Source organism: Bacillus sp. JJ1122 (assembly GCF_036964885.1).
GTDB lineage: Bacteria > Bacillota > Bacilli > Bacillales > Cytobacillaceae > Mesobacillus.
The window spans coordinates 217444-243058 of sequence record NZ_JBALQL010000014.1; the positions used below are offsets into that span (position 1 = coordinate 217444).

Genomic DNA, 25615 nt, shown 5'->3' on the forward strand with positions numbered 1-25615 from the left:
AGCGACTCGAGGGGCTAGGTGCTGGAGCTGGACATTTCTCGGAGTGAATTTTATACTTTCTTATCTTTTAAAGAAAACCGTCTGGCCATTGCCAGACGGTTTTTATTTAAAATGTAACTTACATTATCGATTGTCTACCTTCTCAGGATACATATCGTGATTCATCAGACGATAATCTGCCATTTCTTCATATTTTGTTCCCGGCTTACCATAGTTTGTGTAAGGATCGATTGAGATTCCGCCTCTAGGCGTGAACTTTCCCCACACTTCGATATATTTTGGATCCATTAGCTTAATCAGGTCATTCATAATGATGTTCATGCAATCCTCGTGAAAATCACCATGGTTCCTGAAGCTGAATAAATACAGCTTTAATGATTTGCTTTCTACCATTAGTTTATCTGGAATATAACTAATATAGATTGATGCAAAATCAGGCTGGCCTGTAATCGGGCACAGGCTTGTGAACTCAGGTGTGTTGAATTTTACAAAGTAATCACGATACGGGTGTTTATTTTCAAAGGATTCAAGGATTTCTGGACTGTACTCAAACAAATACTTTGTCCCCTGATTGCCAAGCAGTGTCAAATCTTTCATTTCTTCTTCTTTTCTTCCAGCCATTATTTTAGCCTCCTAATTTGGCCGCAAACGCGATATGAGTTCAAATACCCTTCTAGATGCCTTTTTATAAATAAAAAAACCATATCCTCTGGATATGGTTGAAATTATAATTCAAAGCCATAGTTTTTTATAGAGGGTGTCCGCTATGAACCTCTCCCGCGATTATGGGAATGATTATTCATTATTATAAAGCAACTATAATGAAACACTCTCTGAAAGTCAAAGGAAAAAATTGTCCTTGAGAGCTGTTTTGAGAAGACTCCTGTATTTTAATTTAATTGAAAAATCCTTTATTTTTGACTATGTTACACATGGCTGTTGATTTTCGCTCACGGTCTAAAAACCACCGTTGCCCTTTAAGACAAATTTAAAGTAACAAATTCCTGACAGTAGCAATTGCCTCCAAGTTCCTTTCTATAAATGTGACATTTTCTTGAATTACTACATATTATTTTTACATATGTTCAATTCGTTATTTACATTTGTTCATGCACCTGATATATTATTCATGTAAGTAAGGCATAATAAATTTCGAGTTGAAATTTTATTCTTTATGAAAGCGTTTAATCATAATCTTAAATACGGAAAGGGTTTGAATTAGTATGACAAACGAATTAGCGAGAATGATCGACCACACATTACTTAAAGCAAATGCAACTGAAGCAGAGATTGTTAAATTGGCTGAAGAAGCAAAAGAATATAAGTTCGCTTCAGTATGCGTTAATCCAACTTGGGTAAAAACCGCTGCAGAAATTCTTAAAGACGCTGAAGGTGTAGAGGTATGTACGGTAATCGGCTTCCCTCTTGGAGCTTCCACTTCAGCTGTAAAAGCTTTCGAAACAACAAATGCAATCGAAAATGGCGCAACAGAAGTTGATATGGTTATTAACATTGGCGCACTTAAAGACAAGCAGTATGATGTAGTCGAAAATGACATCAAGTCAGTCGTTGAAGCAGCTAAAGGTAAAGCTTTGACAAAAGTGATCATTGAGACTTGCCTTCTTACAGACGAAGAAAAAGAAATGGCTTGCAAGCTTTCTGTCAGCGCAGGAGCAGACTTCGTCAAGACTTCTACAGGCTTCTCAACAGGCGGTGCAACAGTTGAAGATATCGCATTAATGAGAAAGACAGTTGGCCCAGATATCGGTGTTAAAGCTTCTGGTGGCGTAAGAAGCCTTGAAGATGCACAGAACATGATTGAAGCTGGCGCGACTAGAATCGGAGCAAGCTCTGGTGTAGCAATCATGAATGGCTTGTCTTCTAACTCTTCATACTAATACTCAAGGCATTTAACATTAATTAAAATATTCATGGGAATGGGGAATGGACGATGGATAAAAACATGCTTGTTGAAAAAGCGATTGAAGCTAGAAGCAAAGCATACGTTCCATATTCTAAGTTTCAGGTTGGAGCTGCAATCATAACGACCAACGATCAGGTTTATCTTGGCTGCAATATCGAAAATGCCTCTTATGGTCTGACAAACTGTGCAGAGAGAACAGCTATTTTCAAAGCTGTATCAGAAGGCGATACTGAAATCAAGGCGATTGCTGTTGTTGGAGATACTGAAGGTCCTATTTCTCCTTGCGGTGCCTGCCGCCAGGTAATTGCTGAATTTGCTACAGAAGACACAAAGATTTACCTTGCTAACCTTAATGGCGATGTGCAGGAAACAACGATCAGCGAAATCCTGCCTGGTTATTTTACATCTAAGGACATGGAAAAAATCGATTAAGTAAATAATATAAATAAGGGCAATTCCTTGCAGCCTTTCTGGTATAGGAATTGCTCTTTCTTATTCAAGCTATCCCAAGCTAATCATCACAACTTGCTTGATAAAGGAGGAAAGAGCCGCCAATTACCATAATTAATTGCGGCATTCATCATGGGAGACGCAGGTTTATTGCTATCAGGTGCAGCACTATTCCTAAACAGCTTAATGCTTCTTGGAAGGGCAAATGCAAAAAGTGTAGCAGTATTTAACTTATTCATCGGGGCTATGCAAGTCATTGTACCTTTCTATTTGATCGTGGTATCTGATCAAAGCAACTGGACAATCTACAGCCTAGCCAGCATATTTCTTTTTGGCTTCACTTACCTGTATGTTGGATTAACACTATTAAAAGATCTTGATGGAAGCGGACTCGGCTGGTATTCCCTTTGGGTAGCAGTCATCGCACTCATATATGCACTAGTAGCCTATGTCCACTTCAATGATATTGTCAGTACCCTTACGTGGCTGATGTGGGCATATCTTTGGTTCCTGTTCTTTTTATCCATGGGCCTTAACAAAAAGATCGATGCCTATATCGGCAAGGTTGCCTTCGTGCAATCATGGCTTACTTTAACTTTTCCGGCATTGCTTTCGATGACTGGATTATGGAAAAGCGAACAGGTATCCGAAGCATGGGTTTACCTATCGATTGCAGCAATCATATATTTTGGATTCATTACGTTTAAGTTCAAGGTTACTGCAGCCAGAAGAGAAAAGTTCGCATAAATAAGCTTACGATCCACTGCTTGATTTTGAATAATTACCTAAAAAGCAAAAACCGTCCTGCCTTTTACATGGCATGACGGTTTTTTATATCTTCAAAATTATTTTGAAAGTACATCTGTTAATACAGGCACGACTTGCTTTTTGCGTGAAACAACGCCTTTTAAAGTCGCAGTGTTATTGTTCAATGTAACGTTGAAAGCTTCTTCAACAGCTGCTGCTTCTTTTCCAAGCGCAAGTGCTGCAGAATCATTTGTAAGAATATCAGTAATAACCAATACGAACAAGTCGAGGTTTCTCTCTGAAATTTTCTTGTTAAGTGCATCTTCAAGCTCAGCCTGGCGTGCAAGCACTTCGTTAACATCTACTGTATTTACCTGTGCGATTTCAACTTTAGCGCTTCCCATTTGGAACTCTTTCGCGTCAAGAGTTATGAGTTCATCGATTGTTTTGCTGCTTAGATCCGCACCAGCCTTAAGCATATCAAGACCATATTGATCAGCGTCTACCCCTGCTATCTCGGCTAATTCACGGGCAGCTGCCACGTCTTGTTCCGTGCATGTTGGGGACTTAAACAATAATGAATCGGAAACAATCGCAGAAAGCATAAGTCCAGCAATGTTCTTATCGATTTCCACGTTATTTTCTTTGTACATTTTATTTAAAATAGTTGCTGTGCAGCCAACTGGCTCAACACGGAAATAAAGCGGGTCGCTTGTTTCAAAGTTAGCAACACGGTGATGGTCGATAACTTCAACAATCTTTACTTTTTCAATACCGTCTGCACTTTGCTGGCGTTCGTTATGGTCAACGAGGATCACGCTGTTTACTTCTTCTGAAACTTGTCCTACTAGACGAGGTGCTTCAGCCTTGAAATAATCCAATGCGTATTGAGTTTCCCCATTCACCTGGCCTAAACGGACTGCTTCTGCATCAACACCAAGCTTCTGCTTTAAGTTAGCATAGGCGATTGCCGAGCAGATTGTATCGGTATCAGGATTTTTATGTCCAAAAACAAGTATTTTTTCCATCATGACACTCCTTAGTTACAATTTATCACGGACATTCCTGCTCATTCCTTGCTTGAGCAAGAATCCGTATATCCCATAAATAATATACGCTAAAATGAATTTATTTTAAACAGCTTTATATGAAAATCATAATGCATTCTAATTAGGCATTGTTAAACTAGGCTGTTGATTTTCGTTCCAGGCGCTTCGCTTTCCGCGGGACTGGCGCTGACCCTCTTCGTCGCTTCGCTCCTTCCACTACAATCAACAGGGTTTAAAATCAACATTTAGCAATAACAGAGCCTTTAATTAAAGATGAGCATCGTTCTTTTACATCGTCATCAGGTCAAAACAAAAGACCCGGATTGTACATCCGGATCCTGAAAATTAAATTTGCTCTAGCAATGTTCTTGTTTCAGAGTATACAAGATCATGTGCTTCAGCAACTGCTTTATAAGTAACATAGCCATTAAGCGTGTTGATTCCCTTCAACAATGCTTCATTGTCAAGGCAAGCTTGCTTGTAGCCTTTGTTCGCGATTTGAACGGCATATGGAACTGTTACGTTCGTAAGCGCGATTGTAGATGTTCTTGGTACAGCACCGGGCATGTTAGCAACTGCATAGTGGACAACTCCATGCTTTTCATAAGTTGGATTGTCGTGGGTAGTGATTCTGTCAGTCGTTTCAAAAATTCCGCCCTGGTCGATTGCGATATCAACTACCACTGAACCTGGATTCATGGACTGGATCATTTCTTCTGTTACAAGTCTTGGAGCTTTAGCACCAGGAATTAATACCGCGCCAATCACAACATCAGAAGTTTTCACAGCTTCAGCGATATTGTAAGGGTTGGAGATCAGAGTCGTAATATCTGAGCCAAAAATGTCATCAAGCTGGCGCAGTCGTTCCGGATTCAAGTCGATCATTGTTACTTCTGCTCCAAGGCCAACAGCCATTTTAGCAGCATTCGTACCGGCTACTCCGCCTCCGATAATTGTTACCTTTCCTCTTTGGACGCCTGGAACTCCTCCAAGAAGGATTCCTTTTCCTCCGTGTACCTTCTCAAGGAACTGGGCACCAATTTGAGTAGCCATGCGGCCAGCTACTTCACTCATTGGAGTCAGCAATGGAAGAGAATTGTTTGGCAGCTGTACTGTTTCATATGCAATGCCTACAACCTTGTTCTCGATCAGAGCTTTTGTTAGCTCTGGTTCCGGAGCAAGGTGCAAATATGTAAATAGAATTAACCCTTCACGGAAATAACCGTATTCTTCTGGCAGAGGTTCTTTTACCTTCATGACCATATCCTGTGACCATGCTTCTTCTGCACTGGCAACTATTAACGCTCCAGCAGCCTTATAATCATCGTCAGTAAAGCTTGATCCCAGGCCAGCACCTGCTTCGATAAATACTTCATGACCAAAGTTAACAAGGTTCAGTATTCCGGCAGGCGTCATAGCCACACGATTTTCATTATTTTTTATCTCTTTAGGTACACCGATACGCATTATTGCATACCTCCTATAAATAATAATTGCCTTCCATTTCAGGCCCGCCTCTACTATATCAAATTTCATCCTATTAGGCTCAGTTTTTAAAATGCTTCAAATCATGCATCGATTAATAAAAGTCTAAGGGATAAGAATCATTTCTAGAAAGGACGAGGATGAAAACACTTTCATTTTAGTAGAAAAAAAACCATTTGGCAAAACAATTCGTATGAAAATACCTAAAATATACTATTCTGTATATTTTTAATATTTAGGTTTCTCCTTTTTATATGGTGAACTTGGCTTCAGGTACTAGCTTTCTGCCTGCAGCTCGGAACATATAAAAAACAAGCTGCTTATTAAAACAACAGCTTGTTTCTCATTTTATTGCTGTTCCTGGCCGGTTTCCACAACAGAAGTCATTTGCTCCTGCCCAATCACTCCACTGTTATAGGAGTCCATAATTTGCTGACTAACCTGGGTGACACCCTGATCATCATAGTCGAATGCCGGCTGGCCTTCACGCTCTTGTTTTTTCATGCAATTTCCCTCCTGCATTATTATGTTTACTAATATAGTTTTCGTTGGATTGTCACAGCTATACTACAGAATCTGTTGTATAATATAGGAAAAGGAGGCGAGAACTATGGCGCTATCTTACAAGAACATTTTAGTTGCCGTTGATGGTTCTAAGGAAGCAGCATGGGCTTTTAAAAAAGCCATTGAGATTGCAAAAAGGAATGATGCAAATCTAGTCATGACCCACATCATTGATCTACGTACATTTGCAACTGTGGAGGCCTATGACCGTACTATTTCAGAACGGGCAAACCAATTTGCCACAGAACTGATGGAAAGCTACAAGCAGCAGGCAAATGAAGCTGGAGTCACAAATGTAAGTTACGAAATCGATTATGGTTCTCCAAAGGTCAAGATTGCAAAAGATGTTGCTAAAAAATACAACGCCGACCTGATTATTTGTGGAGCGACAGGAATGAACGCGATGGAGCGCTTCTTCATCGGTAGTGTATCTGAACATATCACCCGCTACGCATCATGTGACGTCCTTGTCGTCCGTACTGACAAAGTAAACTAAGATTTTTTTAAAATATCAAAAGCACGCAAACTTTAAAGATTGCGTGCTTTTTTCTATTCATATAAGTTCTTTCGCCTTACCGATTTGGGATTTTACCTGAGAAAATCCTGTTCCGCCGGCACTAGTTCTGCGCTCAACTGCGTTATACGGATTCAAAGCTTCATATATATCATCCTCAAACAAAGGATTCATTTCCTTATAAGCTTCTAACGGCAGATCTGCAAGATAACATTGTTTTTGTATGCACTCAAGGACAAGCTTACCAACAATCTCATGAGCTTCACGGAAAGGGATACCTTTCGTGGCAAGATAGTCCGCAAGTTCGGTTGCATTTGAAAAATCATTCTTGACGGAGCTTTCCATTGTCTCTTTTTTTACTTTCATCGTCTTAGTCATTCCAGAGAATATTTTAAGGGAACCCTTGATGGTTTTTACCGTATCAAACATGCCTTCCTTATCCTCTTGCATGTCTTTGTTGTATGCTAGCGGCAGACCTTTTAAAACCGTCAGCAGACCGATAAGGCTGCCGTAGACACGTCCTGTTTTCCCGCGGATCAATTCAGCCATATCTGGATTTTTCTTCTGCGGCATGATGCTTGAGCCTGTTGTAAAAGCATCTGAAAGTTCTATGAACTGAAACTCCTGGCTCGACCAAAGAATGATTTCTTCACAAAGACGTGAGAGGTGCATCATCAAAATTGAGCTTCCTGACAGGAACTCAAGGATAAAATCACGGTCGCTGACAGCATCCAGGCTGTTCTCATATATTCCCTCAAATCCAAGCTTCTTTGCAGTGAAGTAGCGATCAATCGGGAATGTCGTTCCTGCCAATGCTCCTGCGCCAAGAGGAGATAAATTTATTCTTTTCAGACTGTCAGAATAACGCTGTTTATCCCTGTCCAGCATCCAGAAATAAGCCATAAGATGATGGGCAAATGAGATTGGCTGCGCTCTTTGCAAATGTGTATAGCCAGGCATGACCGTTTCAATATTCTGTTCCGCCTGGTCTATGATTGTTTTTTGAAACTCATTGATGAGTTCGATGATTTCTTCTACCTGAGCTCTTAGATATAAATGCATATCCGTCGCGACCTGGTCATTCCTGCTCCTGGCCGTGTGCAGCTTGCCACCGGTTGGACCAATTAATTCTGTTAAATGGTGCTCAAGATTTAAATGGATGTCCTCTAGTTTCGCAGAATATTCAAGGTCATTATTTTTTGCTTTTTCCTTAAGCTTTTTCAAACCTTGAATAATTTCGTCAGCTTCCCTATCTGAAATGATATCAGATTGGGCCAGCATCATGGCATGGGCAATGCTTCCTTCGATGTCCTGCTCTGCTAATTCCTGGTCGAAGCCGATCGAGGCACCGAATTCGTCAACCCAATCCTCTGCCGATCCGGTGAATCTGCCGCCCCATAATTTCTTCACACTGTCACCTTCTTGTTCTGAACCATGCTGTGTACGACTGTCGGAAGGCCCCAAAGATTAATGAATCCAACAGCTGCACTATGATCGAATTCATCGTCTGCCGTATAAGTTGCCAATTTCTCATTGTATAGAGAATAAGGGGATTTTCTTCCTTCCACAATCGCATGACCTTTGAATAATTTAACACGGACAGTACCTGTCACATGCTTTTGGGTAGATTTTAAGAATGCAGCCAATGCTTCTTGGAGTGGAGAAAACCATAATCCCTCATAAATCAGTTCTGTCATCTTTTTCTCAATAACTGGCTTGAAATGTGCTACTTCTTTAACAAGTGTGATATCTTCCAATTCCTTATGAGCTTTAATTAAAGTCATGGCTGCAGGAGCCTCGTAAACTTCACGGGACTTGATGCCGACAAGTCTGTTCTCAACGTGGTCAATCCTTCCGACACCGTGCTTTCCTGCAATTGCATTCAGCTCAAGAATCAATTCCGAAAGTGGATAAGCTTTTCCGTCGATTGCTGTAGGAACACCTTGATTAAATTCTATTTCAATGAGATCAGGAGTATCAGGTGTATCTTCAAGTCCCGCAGTCAATTCATAAGCTTCTTCAGGCGGCGCCATCCATGGATCTTCCAGGATGCCGCATTCGTTGCTTCTTCCCCATAAGTTCTGGTCAATAGAGAATGGGCTGTCCAGATTGATCGGGATTGGAATGCCATTTTTCGCTGCATACGCAATTTCTTCCTCACGGGACCATTTCCATTCACGTACAGGTGCAATAACCTTAAGGTCGGGATTAAGGGCCTTGATGGATACCTCGAATCGCACCTGGTCATTTCCTTTTCCTGTACATCCGTGAGCGACTGCAACTGCACCTTCCATTTCTGCGATTTCTACTAGTTTCTTAGAAATAAGGGGACGAGAAAGTGCAGATACAAGAGGATATTTTCCTTCGTATAAAGCATGAGCCTGCAAGGCAAAAAGTGCATAATCATTTGCAAATTCATCCTTTACATCCAGTACATAAGATTGAACAGCGCCAATCTTTAATGCTTTTTCCTTAATGAATTGAAGATCTTTACCTTCGCCAACGTCTAAGCAGCAAGCAACCACTGCATATCCTTGTTCCTTAAGCCATTTAATTGCTACAGATGTATCAAGACCGCCCGAATAGGCTAGTATCACTTTGTTTTCAGTCATTTTATTTGCTCCTTTATAATCGAATATTTATTCACCGATATTAATTTTTATTCATGTTTAATAAATTAACAGGTTTTCCGGAACTTTTCAAGATAAAAATCATTATTTCTTTAAAATTCCTTGAAATGGACATAGTCAGGCAATTGTGGAAGTGAAAATAGAAGTATAGTAGAATAAAAGCAATGATGATCGGATTGGGGGCTCCTTAAGATATGGAACAATATTTTCTATTTAACAGCCGACTGGGCATACCCCTGCCTGCTTTTAGAGAAAAATGGGACGAATATGACATTGATACACAGCATGCGATCCTTCTCCACTGGGAAAAAATTCGCGGAAGCATTCCTGACCGAATCGCAGAGCTTGAAAAAATCATAAACCTGAAACAGGCGCAGCTATCTGATGAAAGTAATTTTATCCTTTCATGTGAACTAAACAGCGAGATTGCCGAACTGGCATCCATCATCAACGATCTTTGGCTCTGGTACAGGACGCATCAGGACATTACTTCTGATAAAATGCATCAATGATGTAAGAGCTTCACTTACGGTGTTTATATGGCGGGAATTGCATGAAAAAACAGTAACGGGTTCTTTTACTTGTCACAAAAATCCAATATATCTATTAAAAGGACCATCAATTTGTATGTGAATTTGATGGTCATTTTTTATTGAACTAACGCGAATAACGATAAAAATAGGCTTGAAAATGTGATCCAATTTGTATATCGAAATGTAAGGTTACAGAAATATCTGTTACCTCATAAATCGGACTGCAAAATGCTGTGCTTTTTGTTTACAAAACTACGTTTTTCTTTGGCTCTGTAATGATTCATTGATGAGTTTCGTATATGTATGAGAATGAATAGGCGGAGAATTTCCGGCTAATGTATATAGAGGAAGCTTAAGTAGCAAAGATAAGCGGAGGAATTCCGGTTAACTGCTTTAAATAAGCCAAAATTCAAAGATTTGGGTCATATAAGCGGAAAAATTCCGCTTATTCTTAAGGAAAAATGGGTGTTTCCCTTTTTAAACGGAATTTTTCCGGTTATTTTTCTAACACCGTTCAGTTTTATAACAGTACTTTGCCCACAAAACGCATTATACATTAGGTCGCCTTTGTAATATTCTTACAAAACAAAAAGCCCTGCATTTTGCAGGACCAAATGTATAACAAATATAAGCAGATTTTTAAACGTATTTTTTAAAAAAGTGACAGGTATCCGAACCCGTTAGAATTCCCAGCTTTTTTTGCTTATAAATCCTTTGTCAATTCCCTTACGACATGTCCGATCTCAGGAATGATCAGTTTTTCCATTGCCAGGCGGACTGCGCCGGTTGACCCAGGTGTAGAAAAGACAGCTCGGTCATTCACTACACCGGCCGCTGCCCGTGATAATAAAGCAGCTGATCCTATATCTTCCTGGTAACTAAGCATGCGGAAAATCTCGCCAAAACCCGGGATGTCTTTATCGAATAGACTTTGGACCGTTTCGATTGTTACATCCCGTTTAGCAATCCCTGTTCCGCCATTTGTCAGGACAACGTCAATTGCCGGATTCCTGCATCCCTTTAGTACTTCTGATTTAATTGGCTCTGCTTCATCTTTGACGATTACATAATCAACAACTTTATGTCCTGCGCTTTCAAGTATTTCTATCATTAGTTTGCCGCTTTTGTCTGTATCTTCCGTTCTCGTATCGCTGACCGTTATAACCATGCAGCGGACGTGGCTTGGTGCAGCCTGTTTGTGCTCCTGTGTACTCATAATGCTACAGTGCCCCTTTTTCTTTGAAATACCTCATCTGATAATATTTATGTGCGAATTCGGTGACTCTACGGGTTAATTGATAGTTTGCCCCGGCTCCAATCGCCATGCTTATGACTGGCATGCCTTGCAAATGTTTTTTGCGGAATATCATAATGGCCATTCCCTTGAAGATTTGCTTGATTGGCTGTTCGAGCCATGTAACGTCTGTCAGGTCATCATTTCCCTGGTAAAAATAATAATCCTCAGCCTGCTCCAAATCTTTTTTTAATTCTGTCCACCCAGAAATTTGCATCCTGGAAGGCATTGTCGCAGTATGGAACACCTTCAAGGCGACCATCATCTCAAACGGTGTATTCACTTCAAAACCGTATGTCATCGCAATCAGCTGTACAACTCTTAGATTGATGACCGCCATGGCCGGCATATCGGCTCCAAGTACAAGATTGCCTCCACTTCCGGACATGCCTCCCTGCACAAAGGAATAGATTCTATGACGTGCTATTTGCTGTCCTGCAATAAACTCCAGCTGCTCGATCGGCAGCTCCCTTAAATCCTGGATTGTCTCAAGGTCAGGCTGAAACACACGGCCTGCAGCAATGATTCTTTCTTTTGCATCCATCTGCAGCTGCGATCCCTGGATAAGGGAATGTAGATGAAACAACCCGCTGTCAAAGAGGGAGAAAAACTTTTCTTGTGCCTCCTCAGGCAGCAGAGAAAAGGATCGGTCCAAATATCTGTCATAGGCTAGTTCAAGATCATTCGGCTCATATCCATAAAGTTTGCTTTCCCATTGAGTTAACTCTTCCAATACCTTTTGTTCCCGGTCAGTTAAAGGCATTAAAAAACCTCCAGCATGTGCATTTTCTTCCAGTATAGCACAAAAGAAAACCCTTATAAAAATACAATAAGGGCAGAAGCAATCCGCTCCTGCCCTTAAAATTATTATTTAGCTAAACGCACAACATCGCGCGCGATCATAACTTCTTCATCTGTCGGAATGACCATTACTTTTACAGGAGAATGCGGATAGCTGATGAATGCTTCTTCTCCCCGGACTTTATTCAAAGCAGGATCCCAGTAAATTCCCATGAACTCAAGTCCCTGCAGGACGCGTGCACGGATAGCAGAACTATTTTCACCAATACCTGCTGTGAATATGATTGCATCAACGCCACACATACGTGCTGCATATGAACCGATATATTTGTGGATTCTGTCAGCGAATACCTTCAATGCAAGCTCTGCACGCTCATTTCCTTTTTCAGCTTCGTCTTCGATATCGCGAAGGTCGCTTGAGAAGCCAGAAACGCCAAGCATTCCACTTTCCTTATTAAGAACATTTAAAACTTCGTCAGCATTTTTATTCGTTTTTTCCATGATGTACGGGATTAAAGCAGGGTCAATATTCCCTGAACGTGTTCCCATTGTCACACCAGCAAGAGGTGTGAAGCCCATTGATGTATCGATTGATTTACCGCCTTCGATTGCAGCAATACTTGCACCGTTTCCTAGGTGGCAGGAAATTAGACGCAAGTGCTCAACTGGACGTCCAAGCATTTCAGCCGCACGTTGTGACACATATTTATGTGATGTGCCATGGAAGCCATATTTACGGATTCCGTACTTTTTATAGTACTCATATGGAAGACTGTACAGGAATGAGTTTTCTGGCATTGTCTGGTGGAACGCAGTATCAAAGACCGCAACTGCTTGAACATTAGGAAGAACTCTCTGGAATGCACGGATTCCAGTAAGGTTTGCAGGATTGTGCAATGGTGCAAGCTCAGATAGTTCTTCGATTTTAGTCAATACTTCTTCAGTGATCAACACTGAATCATTGAATTCTTCTCCGCCGTGAACAACACGGTGGCCAACGCCTTCAATTTCGTCCAGGGATTGGATGATTCCAAGCGTAGTAAGCTTATCAAGAAGGATTTTTACCGCAACCTCATGATTAGGAATATCGGTAACTTCCTTGATTTTTTCGCCATTAACAGAGATTGTGAAAATAGAATCCTTAATTCCGATTCTTTCTACAATACCTTTTGTAATAACTTCTTCGCTCGGCATTTCAAATAATTGAAACTTAAGTGATGAGCTGCCGGCATTGATTGCAATGATTTTAGCCATTTTTTCCGCTCCTTTTATATAACAACCTGTTTAAATATACGTTAAAATAGTACACCTTTATTGTGTGCCACAGGCCGCAAATATATCTCTCAATGTTCCATTTAAACACTGTCTAATTCACATTTCAAGCAAAGCTTTCTCAATCCAGAAATGAGTTTTTATTCAGATACTTCTAAGGATTGTAAAAAGTTTCACATAGTGATTCATTACCCTTATTGACAATAAAAAGAACCGGAAATGAACCGGTCCTTTAAGTTATTCTTCATTTTGCTTATTTTCTTTAAACCAAAGGTCGATTTTATTCAGCATTCGATTTACCGCTGCTCCATCTGACAGCTTTGGCAGCTCAGCGAGAAGTGCTTGTTTCGGCGCCTTAACTTCAGAGCCATTTTTCTGCAGAATTAAGATGCTTTTAGCAGCCTGCTTATTTTTAAATAATGATGCTGGAAGCTGCAAAATCCCCTGGACAATCAAATTCTTCTTAATGAACTCATGCAGTAAAGGAGCCTGCTCACTTTCAAATAATCCATTCGGAATCATAAAAAACAAATAACCTCCAGCCTTAACATGCTTCGTGCTTTGCTCAATGAACATGTGGTGGGAATATGTATGTCCTTCAGCTGCTTTCACTTCATAATCTTCTGCCCTTAGGTCATTAGGATAGTATCCGACAGGAAGATCGCAAATAACGGCATCTGCCGGATCTACAAACAATGGCTCAAGGCTGTCCTGGTTAAAAAGTTCGACAGAATGCTTCTGTAAATTGGCATTGACGAAAGCTAATCTGATTAACAGATCATCGATTTCCACTCCGATCGAGTCAACCGTTTTATCTGTCTGCTGGTTAAGAACTGTGGCAAGCAAATTGCCTGTACCAATGGCAGGATCGAGCATAGTGAAAACTTTCTTGTCGATGAATTTACTTACCAAATATCCTATGAACATCCCGACAGAATCTGGTGTCATCTGATGGTTTGGCTGAACGTGTTCCTTCATGCCTTTCAAGATTGCCAGCTGGAAGCCTTTCCTGATATCTTCTTTGGAAAAATCATCAAGCTTGATCTCTTTATATGTTTTTTCAAGCCTTTTCTTCGCCACTTCATTTAATTCGTCTTGAAGGACAGTGCCCTGGAACATATTTTCCCCAGTTTCGGCCAGCGCCTCCAAATATGTACATGCAAGTTCTTCTTTTAAAATATCCGCCGTTGTATTAAAAGCGGTAAATAATGTTTCTACCGGAGTCATACTCACTTTTCTTCCTCCCGATTAAAATAGGTATCTACTATTGTAGCCATGTTTTTCATTGCTTACAAGCTGGATGCACTAATCGTTTTTCGCGCACTCTTAGCCTTTTGAGGTTCTTCTACATAAAACAAGCCGCAGAATCCTGCGGCTTGTCATGGCTTAGTTTTATCTAGCTTGCTTAGCAGCTTCAACCGCTGCTTCATAATCAGGATGATCAGTCACTTCACTAACATATTGTACATATGTTACTTTGTCATTAGAATCAACAACAAATACGGCACGAGCCAGCAGGCGAAGTTCTTTAATTGCGACTCCGTATGCCTCACCGAATGAAAGCTCACGGTGATCAGAAACCGTTTGGACATTCTCAATTCCAGCGGCTCCGCACCAGCGCTTCTGTGCAAATGGCAAGTCCACGCTCACTGTCAATACCTTAACATTATCAAGTTTTACAGCTTCCTCGTTAAAACGGCGAGTCTCTGCATCACAAACGCCAGTGTCAAGTGAAGGTACTGCGCTGATCAGTCTAACTTGCCCCTTAGTATCCTGAAGTGTCACTTCAGACATATCATTTGCAAGAACCTTAAAATCAGGTGCCTGGTCTCCAACTTTTACTTCATTCCCTAACAATGTAACTGGGTTCCCCTTAAATGTAACAGATGCCATACCTGCTCATCCTCCTTGTCCTTTTTATGTACAGTGTAAATATATCTTTAACAGCAAGTTTTTGCAATTATTTTACTGACTCATATGTTAGCATACTGCTATTAAAGAGAAACAAACGAAAAAAGAGTATGACTGCTAAACTTCTTTTAAGATACTTATACAAAGCGAAGCTGCCTCCCCATTTGAAAAGGCAGCAGCACCTTAAAATTCAAGTTCTGATTTAGGTCCGTTGTATGCTGATTGATTATTTTGGTTTTGGTTCTGACTGCCATTCTGGCTGTTTTGATCTTTCTTGGACATCATTTGCTGAATTTTATCCACAGCCTGAGGCGCCAGGTCAAGAATTTTTTCATACAAATGTGTACTTTCATCTAGATGAAGCATCTTCACGCCATGTGAGCTGACAATCAGGAAAGCGATTGGCGTAATTGACACACCGCCGCCGCTGCCTCCTCCAAATGGATGCTGTGAACCTCCGGACTGTCCCCCTGAACCGCCAGATCCTCCAGAGCCTCCTGATCCACCCTTCGTGCTTTCCAAAACAAATTCACTTCCACCAGCTGCAAAACCGAAACCTACTTTAGAAACGGTCAGGATCACACTTCCGTCCGGTGTCTCTACAGGGTCTCCTATGATTGTATTGACATCAATCATTTCTTTTAAACTTTCCATGGCAGTCGTCATAAGTCCTTGAATTGGATGGTCGGACATTCCTGTTTTCCTCCTTGTTTAAACGGTATTAGTTTTATCACCAGAAAGTACGGATAATGGCTTTGTTTTAAACTCTGGCCATCCGCCTTTCCAATATTTAACCAGCTTTATTCCTGCTAAAATAGCATGCCCGACTCTGACTTGAATCATACATTTAAAGCTAGTGATCGACACGGCATGCTGAAAACTTGGCGTGATCGACATAACTGGCATATCTTTCAGTTTCATATAATGGCTGAGGACACCAATCAATCCTCCTTTTACAGCCCAAAAGGCTCCCGTTATGACACCTGTCGCCGCGGCATCTCCCACTCCAACCATGGTGTGCCATTCTATTTTCCTGAGTGTTACTTTTCTTAAAAAGCCCCTGATGATTTTGTGAAGTCCTGCAACATGGGTAACTAAATGCTTGAAATCATTTATGCTGTTTAGTAAATCTGTTTTATCAACTTGTGATATTTTTTCTTGTTTCATATTTTCATTTGGCCCGGTGTGGATTTTTTGCTCCGCTACAATCGTGGGTGAATTATCATCAATTTTAATAACCGGGATATCGACCTTATACTTTATGAGCCCTCCCCAGGCTTTTACGGTAATTTTAAGATGGTCGTTATCATTGCCGTGGAAATAATCTATAAAAATTTTCACTTTTGTTATAAGGATGATTAATATAAGTACAGTGAGAAGCAGTAAGGCGAGCAGCACCCATTTCATTATCCTCCACAACCTTTCAGCCTATTATTATCAACAAAAAGTCATAAAAATAAACCTGCCGAAGCAGGTTCATTTTTAGCGCTGTTCATATATGACGGCTGTATCAGCAAATATGTCATGCAGGCCTTGTTTCTTTTTGGAGAAAGCAACGATTACATACAGAACCATAATTGTCGCCGAAATAAAACGGCCGATCCATTCCCGGAAAATCACGGTCCCCCATGATAGACGATTGCCCCTCAAATCGACAACCTTTAAACCGAAGACCATTTTGCCAAGCGTCTGGCCATAATACTTAGTCATCAGCACAAAATATAGATAGAACACGATTGCAGTGGCGATTGACACAGGAGAAAAAATCCCCTCTTTTACTAACGGTACGTCCAGGGCACGAAAAACCGGATGGATGATCATCCTGTTAACACTTCCAATCACAATCAGGTCCAGTAAATAAGCCCAAAAACGCATCCAGAATCCCCCATATAAGCCCTCCCACTGAAAATGGCCAGCTTCCTTTTGCTCAGCAAAAATTCCTTCAGGCTTGTAAGGAGAGGGTGATGAGGTGTTGCCTGCTGGTATTCGATCGAACTGTTCTGTTTGTTCCCCATTATCAAGGTAAACACTTCGATTAATTATTTTGCCGGCCTCAGCAGACTCTGCTTGAGCAGTTTGTTCGTTAATTTCAACTCTTTCCGTTCTTACCGGCAGTTCAGTTTCATCCTGCTTGATCCATTCCTGTTTACCTGAATCATAAACAGTTCTTTTTTCTTCTTTATCAAATTCATTCGAATTCATTTTCGTCCCCCCTATTCCGCATACAGATACATTAAGCGGGGAGAATTAGGCTGGGACAGTATCTTCATTAAACCTGCCATTTCTGCGTCTTTCCCCACGATTTTTTGCGCACTCATGCTAAAGAAGGAACCGATTCCCGTACTTTCTGTATATTTAACTGCCTGGGCATCTCCCAATTTTTCATCCTTCCTTACGGCTTCAATGACATCATCAAGATACCCAAATCCATCGATCAGTTTCAGTTCTTTCGCCTGACGGCCGTCATAGATTCTGCCGTCCGCGATTTTCTTAACCTGTTCAACAGACATGCCTCGACCTTCTGAAATAACTTTTACGAAACCCTCATAAGAATTATTGATCATGGATTGAAGGATTTTCCGTTCTTCCTCTGTCATCTTCCTTGAAGGACTCATAATATCCTTATAAGGTCCGCTTTTGATTGTGTTGAATTCCACACCATATTTTTCGGCAAGTCCAGCATAGTTGACACCCTGCATGATGACTCCAAGAGATCCTGTCAATGTTTCTGGACTGGCAAAGATTTTATCAGCTGGAGCGGATACATAATACCCGCCGGATGCTGCCATCGATCCCATGGAAACATATACAGGCTTCTTAGTATCCTTCTGTATTTCCTTGATCTTATCGTGAATCTCAGCGCTCTCTACGACTCCTCCACCAGGAGAATTAACTCGCAGGATAATCGCTTTAACATCTTCATCTTCCTTTACATATTCGAGCTGTTCCATGAATGCCTTATGGTTATATAGCGGACTTTCAAAGAAAGACTGTGTATCCCCAGTGTCCTGGATGACCCCATCAATGGACAGGACAGCGATTTTGCTCAGCATATCCCCTTCCTCAATGATTTCTTCTGCAAACATTTCTTCCGATACAGCAAATATGTCATTAAATGCATTTTCAGCGTCGCTGAATGCGAATGTAGACAAAAGATTAATGACTGTTGAAGCAATCAGCAAACCTGCAGCAATACCTAATGCTGCCCATCTTTTACCATTCATCGTAAAGCCCCCTTAAAATTCCTTGTACTTTCAAATAGTTATGTAAAAATGATAAACTGATGTCAATAACATTTATTTTAGCAAAAGATTATAAAAGTGGGTAAAAATATGGAAAATTACATAATGTTTGGAGGAATCAGTCATGCAAGATCGCCGCAATATTTATTTTTACCATAAGCCCGATACAAAAATGTTGGAAAAAGTTGAGCCTTTATACGAATTGGCAAGACGATATGACTTCAATATTGTTTCAGATTACCGCCAGGCCAACATTATCGTCAGTATCGGCGATGATGGAACATTCCTGCAGGCTGTCAGAAAAACCTGTTTTCGCGATGATTGCCTCTACGCTGGTATTTCTACTACTGGCTCCTTGAACATGTATTGCGATTTCCAAATTGCCGATACGGATAAAATGATTGAAGCGATTACCAATTCTCAAATTGAAGTAAGACGCTATCCAACAATTGAGGTCACAATCGATGAAGAAACATCGTTTGTGTGCCTGAATGAATTCAGTGTCCGCTCTGGAATTATTAAAGCATTTGTGATGGATGTATTTATTGATGATATCCATTTTGAAACATTCCGCGGGGACGGGATGATCGTTGCCACTCCAACTGGAAGCACTGCTTATAACAAATCTGTTAATGGGGCCGTTGTGGATCCGCTGCTTCCGTGCATGCAGGTTAGTGAGCTCGCTTCTGTGAATAATAATCATTACCGCACTCTTGGATCATCTTTCATCCTTAGCGGTGACCGAAAGCTTACTTTCAAGGTTGCCCAAGACGGCAATGATTATCCAATCATGGGTATGGATAATGAAGCATTAAGCATCCAGCATGTTGACAAGTTCGATGTAAAACTAAGCAATAAGATCATTAAGACTGTCAAACTGAAGGATAATTCTTTCTGGGAGAAAGTTAAGAGGACGTTTTTGTAAGAAAAGCGCAAGCGCCTTGGTCAGGCCCGAAGCGTCTCGAGGAGTTAGGAGCCGCAACTAGACAAGCGACTCGAGGGGCTAGGCGCTGGAGCTGGACATTTGTCGAAGTGAGTTTTTATACTTTCTTATCTTATAAACGAAGAGCTGCGGAAAATCCGCAGCTCTATTTTTTACATATGCATTTCCTTTTCTTTTTTCCATTTTACAGTCATTGCAGTTCCAAGCTTCGTTCTTGATAGTGAGTAAAGAATCAAAGCAGACCAGATGAAGGTAAAAGCTAAAAGATGAACGGTTGAGAAGGTTTCGCGATAGACGAAAACTCCAAGTATCAATGTTAATGTTGGTGCAATGTATTGAAGGATTCCAAGCGTTGCGAGTGGAATTCTTTGCGCTCCCTTCGCAAAGTATAGCAAAGGAACTGCCGTAGCCGCTCCTGCACCAGCGAGCAGCAGGCTTGTCGACCATGAACCAGCAAATAGTGAGTTGGTTCCTTGGAAAAACAAGTAACCTATATAAATTCCAGCCAGCGGCATAACCACAAGAGTTTCAAGTGCAAGTCCGACGGCAGAATCCACTTTTATCAATTTCTTCGCAAGCCCATAAAGTCCGAATGATATAGCAAGCGACATAGCAATCCACGGAAATTGGCCATATGAAATGGTCATGATCAGCACTCCAGCCGCTGCCAAAGCAAAAGATACATATTGCATCACTGTAAGTCTTTCTTTAAGAAAAACCATGCCCAGAAGTACGCTAACAAGCGGGTTGATATAATAGCCAAGGCTCGCTTCAATCATCTGATCCGTATTGACGGCCCAAATGTAGATGAACCAGTTAATACTGATAAGCAATGATGCTACTGTCAGAGCCGCAAATTGCTTTTTATTTTTTGCAAAGCCGCGCAAAGTTTCGGTAAATAGGTTCCATTTCTTGTTGAAGAACAGAACAGCTGCTACGAAAAAGAACGACCAAAATACCCGGTTAGCGAGGATTTCATCGGCATTCACGTTGTGAAGCAGCTTCCAGTAAATCGGAAGAACCCCCCATAAAATATAAGAAAAAGCTGCATATAAAACGCCAGCTTGCTGTTCGGTCCTATTATTCATTTGTTGACACCCCTAATCTTTCTAGACTCGAAATAATATCATTATAAGGGGCAAAAGCTGCACTGACAATCTTTTTCTTAAACATAGGTTAGACAAAAGGTGCAAACTGCGAAGTACAGCAGATATTTTATTAATCCGTTTGAATTCCCTTTTCAATTGTCAAAGCTACTTTTATCCATTTAATTGGAAGACAATTATCCCTAAAAAAAATAACCCCTCAGGGCTATTTCATTAACTAACTGTTCTTATATTTAAGCTGAAAATTATAACCAAAGGTCTCTTCCGCCGAGGATATTTTATAACCCAATCCCGGCTTATAATCTAAAAATATTTTATCAGGCAGGGATTCTATGGATTTCTTTGGAACGAAGAAATTTATCCCGTTTTCCTTTATTACAGAATCATTTTCTTGCATCTTTTCTATATGAAGCTCAATGTCAGTAGCAATCGAGCAAGTACCTACAAACTCAGCTAAAATTCTTATTCCTTCGTCTTGATCGAAATCAATCTTCGTCAGTTCGTTTAATGCAGGCTCTCTAATTTCTATTTTCACAGTTGATCATCCTTTCTTTTACTTATATATACCCAAGTTTATATGAGAAAACAATTCTTGACACATAGAAAAGCAGGCCTGAACAGCCTGCTCTTCTCTTTCCTTATTTACTTGCACCTTCCAATTCCTTTTTCCTTAGCTCAATGCGCCGGATTTTTCCGGAGGTGGTTTTTGGCAGTTCTTCAAGGAATTCAATTTTACGCGGATATTTATATGGCGCTGTTAGATCCTTTACATGCTGCTGCAGCTCTGCTACCAGGTTTTCCTGCTCAGTGCTGATGCCTTCCCTCAATACGACAAATGCCTTTACAATATGCCCGCGAATTTCGTCCGGTGACGCTACGACAGCACATTCTTTAACATATGGGTGCTTAACGAGAGCATCCTCTACCTCGAATGGCCCGATTGTATAGCCTGAACTGATGATGATGTCGTCACCGCGGCCCTCAAACCAGAAATAACCTTCTTCGTCCTTGGTCGCTTTGTCGCCTGTTACATAGTAATCCCCCCTGAACTGCATAGCTGTGCGTTCAGGATCCTTATAATAGTTTTTGAACAGGGCAGGTGTTTTAATATGAACTGCGATGTCGCCCACTTCTCCTGGTGCACATGGCTCGCCGTTTTCATTTATGATTTCGACACGGTTTCCAGGAGTAGGTTTGCCCATCGATCCTGGCCTTAATTCCATTCCTTTTGTCACACCAACAAGAAGCGTATTCTCTGTTTGTCCATACCCATCGCGAACCTCGACATCAAAGTGCTTTTTAAATGTCTCAATCACTTCCCTGTTAAGCGGTTCTCCTGCAGATACAGCACTGTGAAGGCCAGGAAGGGTGTAGTCGCCGATATTCTCTACCTTCGCCATTAAGCGATATTCGGTCGGTGTGCAGCATAGGACGTTCACATTGTATTTTTGTAAAAGTGACAGGTATTTCTGAGGCTCGAATTTCCCATTATATACAAGTCCTGTAGCTCCAGTACCCATTACTGATAAAAATGGGCTCCAGATCCATTTCTGCCAGCCTGGTCCTGCAGTTGCCCATACAGTATCCCCGTCTTCGATGCCAAGCCATTTACTTGCTGCAGTGCGCAAATGGGCAAATGCCCACCCATGTGTGTGGACAACTCCCTTCGGATTTCCTGTCGTTCCAGATGTATAGCTTAGAAACGCCATGTCGTCACGCTCAGTGTCCGCCAGTTCAAGTGCTTCAGAAGCAGATTTCATTTCTTCGTCAAGATGAACCCAGCCGTCTACGTTCTCTCCGATGACAAATTTATGCAGATTCTCAACTTCATCGATCCCGGAAAATTCCTTTGTATATGGGGAAAAGCTTACCACCGCTTTTACATCACCATGTGTAATACGGTATTGGTAATCCTTCGTCCTTAACATTTCGGAGCTTGGAATGACAACCAGTCCCATTTTTAACGCAGCAATGTATGTTTGATAAGCCTCAATCAGTCTTGGTACAACAACAAGGACAACGTCTCCCTGCTTCAAGCCATATTTCGAGAAAACGTTTCCAATTCTGTTTGCATTATTTAAAAGTTCTCTGTATGTAATTTCCTTTGCATCGCCTTCCTCATTCTCCCATAGGATGGCCTTTCTGTCGGAATCCTGGGCAAAGCGCTCCATTTCCGATACGAGATTATACTTTTGAGGTGCAATCAATTCTTCCCTGTTCATAATCTTCCCCCTTATTTTTTATGATAAATCCCCACTTCTACATTATACAAAATTATTTTAATATTAAAAATTATAAGATAAATATTTATGGAATAAGAAAAGGAGCAGGACGATTGCCCTGCTCCTTGTAGCCATATTATTTATTTTTTGATTAGCGAGAGAATCCGCCACCAAGTTGTTGTTCAGCCATTTGAACTAAACGCTTAGTGATTTCTCCTCCTACAGAACCGTTAGCGCGAGAAGTAGTTTCTCCACCAAGTTGTACACCAAATTCTGTAGCGATTTCATACTTCATTGAATCAAGAGCTTGTTGAACTCCAGGAACTAGAAGTTGATTTGAGCTGTTGTTGTTTGCCATGTGTTTTCACCTCCTTGTGAGTATAGAGTGTGTAGAAACACATGGCTTAATACCGAAGTTTAACTGGTAATTGTTCACAAATTTTTAACATATGTGAAAATGTTATTTATGTTCAAGGTTTATTATCGTATTGTCTTAGATACAGACGCTCAAACCCAGCCTAGAATAACTCATCTATCGGGTCATCTTTTCGTTCTGATGCTGGTTTAATAATGATCCGTTCTGTTCCTTCGACCGCTTTCTGGATTAATTCTTCAAAATCAAAGTAACTTTCAAAGTTTTGCACCTTTTCCAGCTTTGGTTTTGTTTTAGGTGAAGCTGGGACAAATACCGTGCAGCAATCTTCATAAGGCCTGATGGATATGTCATGTGTTTCGATTTCATGGGCAATATCCATGATTTCAAGTTTGTCCATGGTGATTAATGGCCGGATGATCGGCGTACTAGTTACTTCGTTGATCGCATACATGCTTTCGAGAGTCTGGCTGGCTACCTGACCAAGGCTTTCGCCAGTGATGATGGCTAAACCGCCCTGTTTCTCTCTGATAGCGTCCGTAATTCGAAGCATCAGCCTTCTTGTCGTAGTCATGGTATAGTTTTCAGGAACCTGCTTGTGTATGGCTTGTTGAATTTCTGTAAATGGAACGATATGCAGCGCGAAATGTCCGCTTACCTCTGCAAGTTTTTCAGAAAGATCGATAACTTTTTGCTTAGCACGTTCACTTGTGAATGGAGGACTGAAGAAATGAACACCTTCTACTTCAAGGCCTCTTTTCATTGTTAAATAACCTGCAACTGGACTGTCGATGCCGCCTGAGAGCATGAGCATCCCTTTACCACCTGAAGCAGCAGGCAGCCCCCCTGCTCCCCTGATATTCTCAGCTGAGATGTAGGCAGCCTCTTTTCGAATTTCAATCTGAAGGTTAATATCCGGCCTGCGTACATCAACAGTCAGCCCATCCACATTTCTTAAAATATGGCCGCCAAAAGTAGAGTTAATTTCATTCGTATCAAGTTCGAATGTTTTATCAGACCTTTTTGCACTAATTTTAAAGGTTTGTCCTAGTTTGTGAATGCTCCTAAAAAGGTCAAGCGCAGCATCCTTCATTTTCTCAATTTCTTTTTCCACTTTAATTGCCGGGCTGTATGATTGAATTCCAAATATCCTTTTTATTCGTTTCCCCACTTCGGCGCTGTCTTCGCCATTCAGAAGGATAAACATGCGGTCACGATCTGCCTTAATCTCAACATTCGGTAAATCGCTTAAAGATCTTTTAACATTTTTTCTTAACCGGTCGATAAATTTGTTTCTGTTTCTTCCTTTTGTCGATATTTCTCCATATCGAACCAATATACGGTCATACATCATTTTTTTACTACCTCACTTAGTTGTTTTACAGCGTCTGCTATTGCTTTCACTGTTTGTTCCGCTTCTTCTGCTGTATTGCTGTAACTAAGACTGATCCGGATTGCACTTTCAGCCTCATCAGCCGGAACTCCCATTGCCAATAAAGTCTTGCTGGCAGCCTTTTTCTTTGAAGAACATGCGCTTGTAGTCGATACATAGATATCCTTTTCCTCAAGGGCATGGACGAATGTTTCTGCCTTTATTCCTTTTACTGAGAAATTTAATATATGTGGGGCACTGTTTTTATCAGGTGTATGGATAGTGATTTCCTTGATTTGGCATATTCCATCCCTTACTCTTTCCAATGCTGCTCTCATTTGATTCAGCTTTTCATTTCTCTGTTCAAGCGTCATCCGCAATGCCTTTGACATCGCAACCATACCGGCAACATTTTCCGTTCCACTCCGCTGCTTCCATTCCTGATTCCCTCCTGAAAATAATGGGGACAAATGGATTCCTTCTTTAACAAATAAGGCGCCTGTTCCTTTTAATCCGTGAAATTTATGTCCAGAGATCGTACACAAATGAATCCCGGCATTTGAAAAATCAATCGGGACCTTTCCAACTCCCTGGACGTGATCCACGTGAAAAATTGTCTTAGGATACTTTTTCAGCATGGAGCCAATTTCCTCAATAGGCTGGATTGTACCGACTTCATTATTTACATGAATAATGGATACCAGGATCGTGTCATCACGCATTTCCTTTTCGACTGCTTCTGTACTGATGAAACCAAAGGAATCGGGATGAATATACGTAATTTCAAATCCGAGCGTTTCAAGCTGCATCATTGCATTATGAACGGAGGCATGCTCCATGGCAGTGGTAATGATATGTCTTCCTCGGTCTCTATGCGCCAATGCCACGCCTTTAACTGCAAGATTATTGCTCTCTGTACCACCAGAGGTAAATAATATCTCCGTTTCCTTGACCTTAAGCAATTTAGCAACCTGGCTGCGTGCCTGCTGGAGCAGTTTCTCTGCCTGCCCGCCAATTTTATGAAGAGATGATGGATTGCCGAAAAAATCCTCAGATACTTTCGAAAATGAATTTAATACTTCTTTATAGGGTTTTGTGGTTGCACTGTTGTCAAAATATATCATCGTCTTCCCCCCCTTGTTCAAAACCTTAATGCTAATTAAAAATCTTATCATATTAGCTG

The 25615-nt window shown here is 41.0% G+C and carries 27 protein-coding genes; 6 read left to right on the forward strand and 21 right to left on the reverse strand.

Annotated elements, in window-relative coordinates; all coding sequences use genetic code 11:
* Nucleotides 1–123: 123 nt before the first annotated feature.
* Nucleotides 124–621 carry a preQ(1) synthase gene (gene queF / locus V7201_RS09020; protein ID WP_207500574.1) on the reverse strand — a complete coding sequence of 166 codons (498 nt, stop codon included), beginning with the start codon at nucleotides 619–621 and terminating at the stop codon, nucleotides 124–126.
* Nucleotides 622–1223: 602 nt separating this feature from the next.
* Between queF and deoC the strand changes: the two genes are divergently transcribed.
* From deoC to V7201_RS09035, 3 genes are all read left to right on the forward strand, one after another.
* Nucleotides 1224–1898: a deoxyribose-phosphate aldolase gene (gene deoC, locus V7201_RS09025; RefSeq protein ID WP_335376442.1), complete on the forward strand. Its 675-nt coding sequence runs from the start codon at nucleotides 1224–1226 to the stop codon at nucleotides 1896–1898.
* Between the two features lie 53 nt (nucleotides 1899–1951).
* Nucleotides 1952–2356, forward strand: a complete 405-nt coding sequence (locus tag V7201_RS09030; protein ID WP_335376443.1) for a cytidine deaminase — start codon at nucleotides 1952–1954, stop codon at nucleotides 2354–2356.
* Between the two features lie 150 nt (nucleotides 2357–2506).
* The gene (locus V7201_RS09035) at nucleotides 2507–3121 is read left to right on the forward strand and encodes an AmiS/UreI family transporter (protein ID WP_335376444.1); all 615 of its coding nucleotides are present in this window, start codon (nucleotides 2507–2509) and stop codon (nucleotides 3119–3121) included.
* Nucleotides 3122–3219: 98 nt separating this feature from the next.
* Here the strand turns inward: V7201_RS09035 and V7201_RS09040 are convergent, their stop codons facing one another.
* The 3 genes from V7201_RS09040 to V7201_RS09050 form a co-directional block, all read right to left on the reverse strand.
* Nucleotides 3220–4149 (reverse strand): manganese-dependent inorganic pyrophosphatase, encoded by a 930-nt coding sequence (locus V7201_RS09040; RefSeq protein ID WP_335376578.1) that lies wholly within the window; start codon nucleotides 4147–4149, stop codon nucleotides 3220–3222.
* A gap of 366 nt (nucleotides 4150–4515) precedes the next feature.
* Nucleotides 4516–5637 (reverse strand): alanine dehydrogenase, encoded by a 1122-nt coding sequence (ald, locus tag V7201_RS09045; protein ID WP_335376445.1) that lies wholly within the window; start codon nucleotides 5635–5637, stop codon nucleotides 4516–4518.
* 366 nt (nucleotides 5638–6003) lie between these two features.
* Nucleotides 6004–6159: a hypothetical protein gene (locus V7201_RS09050; protein ID WP_335376446.1), complete on the reverse strand. Its 156-nt coding sequence runs from the start codon at nucleotides 6157–6159 to the stop codon at nucleotides 6004–6006.
* Between the two features lie 106 nt (nucleotides 6160–6265).
* Between V7201_RS09050 and V7201_RS09055 the strand changes: the two genes are divergently transcribed.
* Nucleotides 6266–6715, forward strand: a complete 450-nt coding sequence (locus V7201_RS09055; protein ID WP_335376447.1) for a universal stress protein — start codon at nucleotides 6266–6268, stop codon at nucleotides 6713–6715.
* Nucleotides 6716–6772: 57 nt separating this feature from the next.
* Here the strand turns inward: V7201_RS09055 and argH are convergent, their stop codons facing one another.
* Both argH and V7201_RS09065 read right to left on the reverse strand, forming a co-directional pair.
* Nucleotides 6773–8143: an argininosuccinate lyase gene (gene argH / locus V7201_RS09060; RefSeq protein WP_335376448.1), complete on the reverse strand. Its 1371-nt coding sequence runs from the start codon at nucleotides 8141–8143 to the stop codon at nucleotides 6773–6775.
* Nucleotides 8140–9345, reverse strand: a complete 1206-nt coding sequence (locus V7201_RS09065; protein WP_335376449.1) for an argininosuccinate synthase — start codon at nucleotides 9343–9345, stop codon at nucleotides 8140–8142. The genes argH and V7201_RS09065 overlap by 4 nt, the downstream gene beginning before the upstream one ends.
* A 212-nt stretch (nucleotides 9346–9557) precedes the next feature.
* On the opposite strand from V7201_RS09065, the gene V7201_RS09070 reads away from it, so the two are divergent.
* Nucleotides 9558–9875: a hypothetical protein gene (locus V7201_RS09070; protein WP_335376450.1), complete on the forward strand. Its 318-nt coding sequence runs from the start codon at nucleotides 9558–9560 to the stop codon at nucleotides 9873–9875.
* A gap of 724 nt (nucleotides 9876–10599) precedes the next feature.
* Here the strand turns inward: V7201_RS09070 and V7201_RS09075 are convergent.
* The 9 genes from V7201_RS09075 to sppA all read right to left on the reverse strand — a co-directional run bounded on the left by V7201_RS09075 (nucleotide 10600) and on the right by sppA (nucleotide 18398).
* Nucleotides 10600–11112 carry a MogA/MoaB family molybdenum cofactor biosynthesis protein gene (locus tag V7201_RS09075; protein ID WP_335376451.1) on the reverse strand — a complete coding sequence of 171 codons (513 nt, stop codon included), beginning with the start codon at nucleotides 11110–11112 and terminating at the stop codon, nucleotides 10600–10602.
* A gap of 4 nt (nucleotides 11113–11116) precedes the next feature.
* Entirely contained in the window at nucleotides 11117–11953 is an 837-nt protein-coding gene (locus tag V7201_RS09080; RefSeq protein WP_335376452.1) for an EcsC family protein, read from the reverse strand.
* Nucleotides 11954–12057: 104 nt separating this feature from the next.
* Nucleotides 12058–13245 (reverse strand): acetate kinase, encoded by a 1188-nt coding sequence (locus V7201_RS09085; RefSeq protein WP_335376453.1) that lies wholly within the window; start codon nucleotides 13243–13245, stop codon nucleotides 12058–12060.
* A 255-nt stretch (nucleotides 13246–13500) separates the two neighbouring features.
* Nucleotides 13501–14496 carry a class I SAM-dependent methyltransferase gene (locus V7201_RS09090; protein WP_335376454.1) on the reverse strand — a complete coding sequence of 332 codons (996 nt, stop codon included), beginning with the start codon at nucleotides 14494–14496 and terminating at the stop codon, nucleotides 13501–13503.
* A gap of 159 nt (nucleotides 14497–14655) precedes the next feature.
* A complete protein-coding gene (tpx, locus tag V7201_RS09095) occupies nucleotides 14656–15156 on the reverse strand; it encodes a thiol peroxidase (protein ID WP_335376455.1) in 501 nt (166 codons plus the stop codon).
* A 201-nt stretch (nucleotides 15157–15357) separates the two neighbouring features.
* Complete coding sequence (ytfJ, locus tag V7201_RS09100) at nucleotides 15358–15867, reverse strand: GerW family sporulation protein (protein WP_335376456.1); 510 nt, start codon at nucleotides 15865–15867, stop codon at nucleotides 15358–15360.
* Nucleotides 15868–15885: 18 nt separating this feature from the next.
* On the reverse strand, nucleotides 15886–16581 hold the full coding sequence (locus V7201_RS09105) for a DUF2953 domain-containing protein (protein ID WP_335376457.1): 696 nt from the start codon (nucleotides 16579–16581) through the stop codon (nucleotides 15886–15888).
* A 75-nt stretch (nucleotides 16582–16656) separates the two neighbouring features.
* Nucleotides 16657–17112: an RDD family protein gene (locus V7201_RS09110; protein WP_335376579.1), complete on the reverse strand. Its 456-nt coding sequence runs from the start codon at nucleotides 17110–17112 to the stop codon at nucleotides 16657–16659.
* A 275-nt stretch (nucleotides 17113–17387) separates the two neighbouring features.
* Nucleotides 17388–18398 (reverse strand): signal peptide peptidase SppA, encoded by a 1011-nt coding sequence (gene sppA, locus V7201_RS09115; protein ID WP_335376458.1) that lies wholly within the window; start codon nucleotides 18396–18398, stop codon nucleotides 17388–17390.
* A gap of 142 nt (nucleotides 18399–18540) precedes the next feature.
* On the opposite strand from sppA, the gene V7201_RS09120 reads away from it, so the two are divergent.
* Nucleotides 18541–19341 carry an NAD kinase gene (locus tag V7201_RS09120; RefSeq protein ID WP_335376459.1) on the forward strand — a complete coding sequence of 267 codons (801 nt, stop codon included), beginning with the start codon at nucleotides 18541–18543 and terminating at the stop codon, nucleotides 19339–19341.
* Between the two features lie 170 nt (nucleotides 19342–19511).
* Here the strand turns inward: V7201_RS09120 and rarD are convergent, their stop codons facing one another.
* The 6 genes from rarD to V7201_RS09150 all read right to left on the reverse strand — a co-directional run bounded on the left by rarD (nucleotide 19512) and on the right by V7201_RS09150 (nucleotide 25556).
* The gene (gene rarD, locus V7201_RS09125) at nucleotides 19512–20447 is read right to left on the reverse strand and encodes an EamA family transporter RarD (protein WP_335376460.1); all 936 of its coding nucleotides are present in this window, start codon (nucleotides 20445–20447) and stop codon (nucleotides 19512–19514) included.
* A 235-nt stretch (nucleotides 20448–20682) separates the two neighbouring features.
* Nucleotides 20683–21000: an iron-sulfur cluster biosynthesis family protein gene (locus tag V7201_RS09130; protein WP_335376461.1), complete on the reverse strand. Its 318-nt coding sequence runs from the start codon at nucleotides 20998–21000 to the stop codon at nucleotides 20683–20685.
* Between the two features lie 103 nt (nucleotides 21001–21103).
* Nucleotides 21104–22687 (reverse strand): acyl-CoA synthetase MbcS, encoded by a 1584-nt coding sequence (gene mbcS, locus V7201_RS09135; protein ID WP_335376462.1) that lies wholly within the window; start codon nucleotides 22685–22687, stop codon nucleotides 21104–21106.
* 151 nt (nucleotides 22688–22838) lie between these two features.
* Nucleotides 22839–23045 (reverse strand): small, acid-soluble spore protein, alpha/beta type, encoded by a 207-nt coding sequence (locus V7201_RS09140; protein ID WP_207500692.1) that lies wholly within the window; start codon nucleotides 23043–23045, stop codon nucleotides 22839–22841.
* Between the two features lie 160 nt (nucleotides 23046–23205).
* A complete protein-coding gene (thiI, locus tag V7201_RS09145; protein ID WP_335376463.1) occupies nucleotides 23206–24414 on the reverse strand; it encodes a tRNA uracil 4-sulfurtransferase ThiI in 1209 nt (402 codons plus the stop codon).
* Nucleotides 24411–25556: a cysteine desulfurase family protein gene (locus tag V7201_RS09150; RefSeq protein WP_335376464.1), complete on the reverse strand. Its 1146-nt coding sequence runs from the start codon at nucleotides 25554–25556 to the stop codon at nucleotides 24411–24413. The genes thiI and V7201_RS09150 overlap by 4 nt, the downstream gene beginning before the upstream one ends.
* Between the last annotated feature and the right edge of the window lie 59 nt (nucleotides 25557–25615).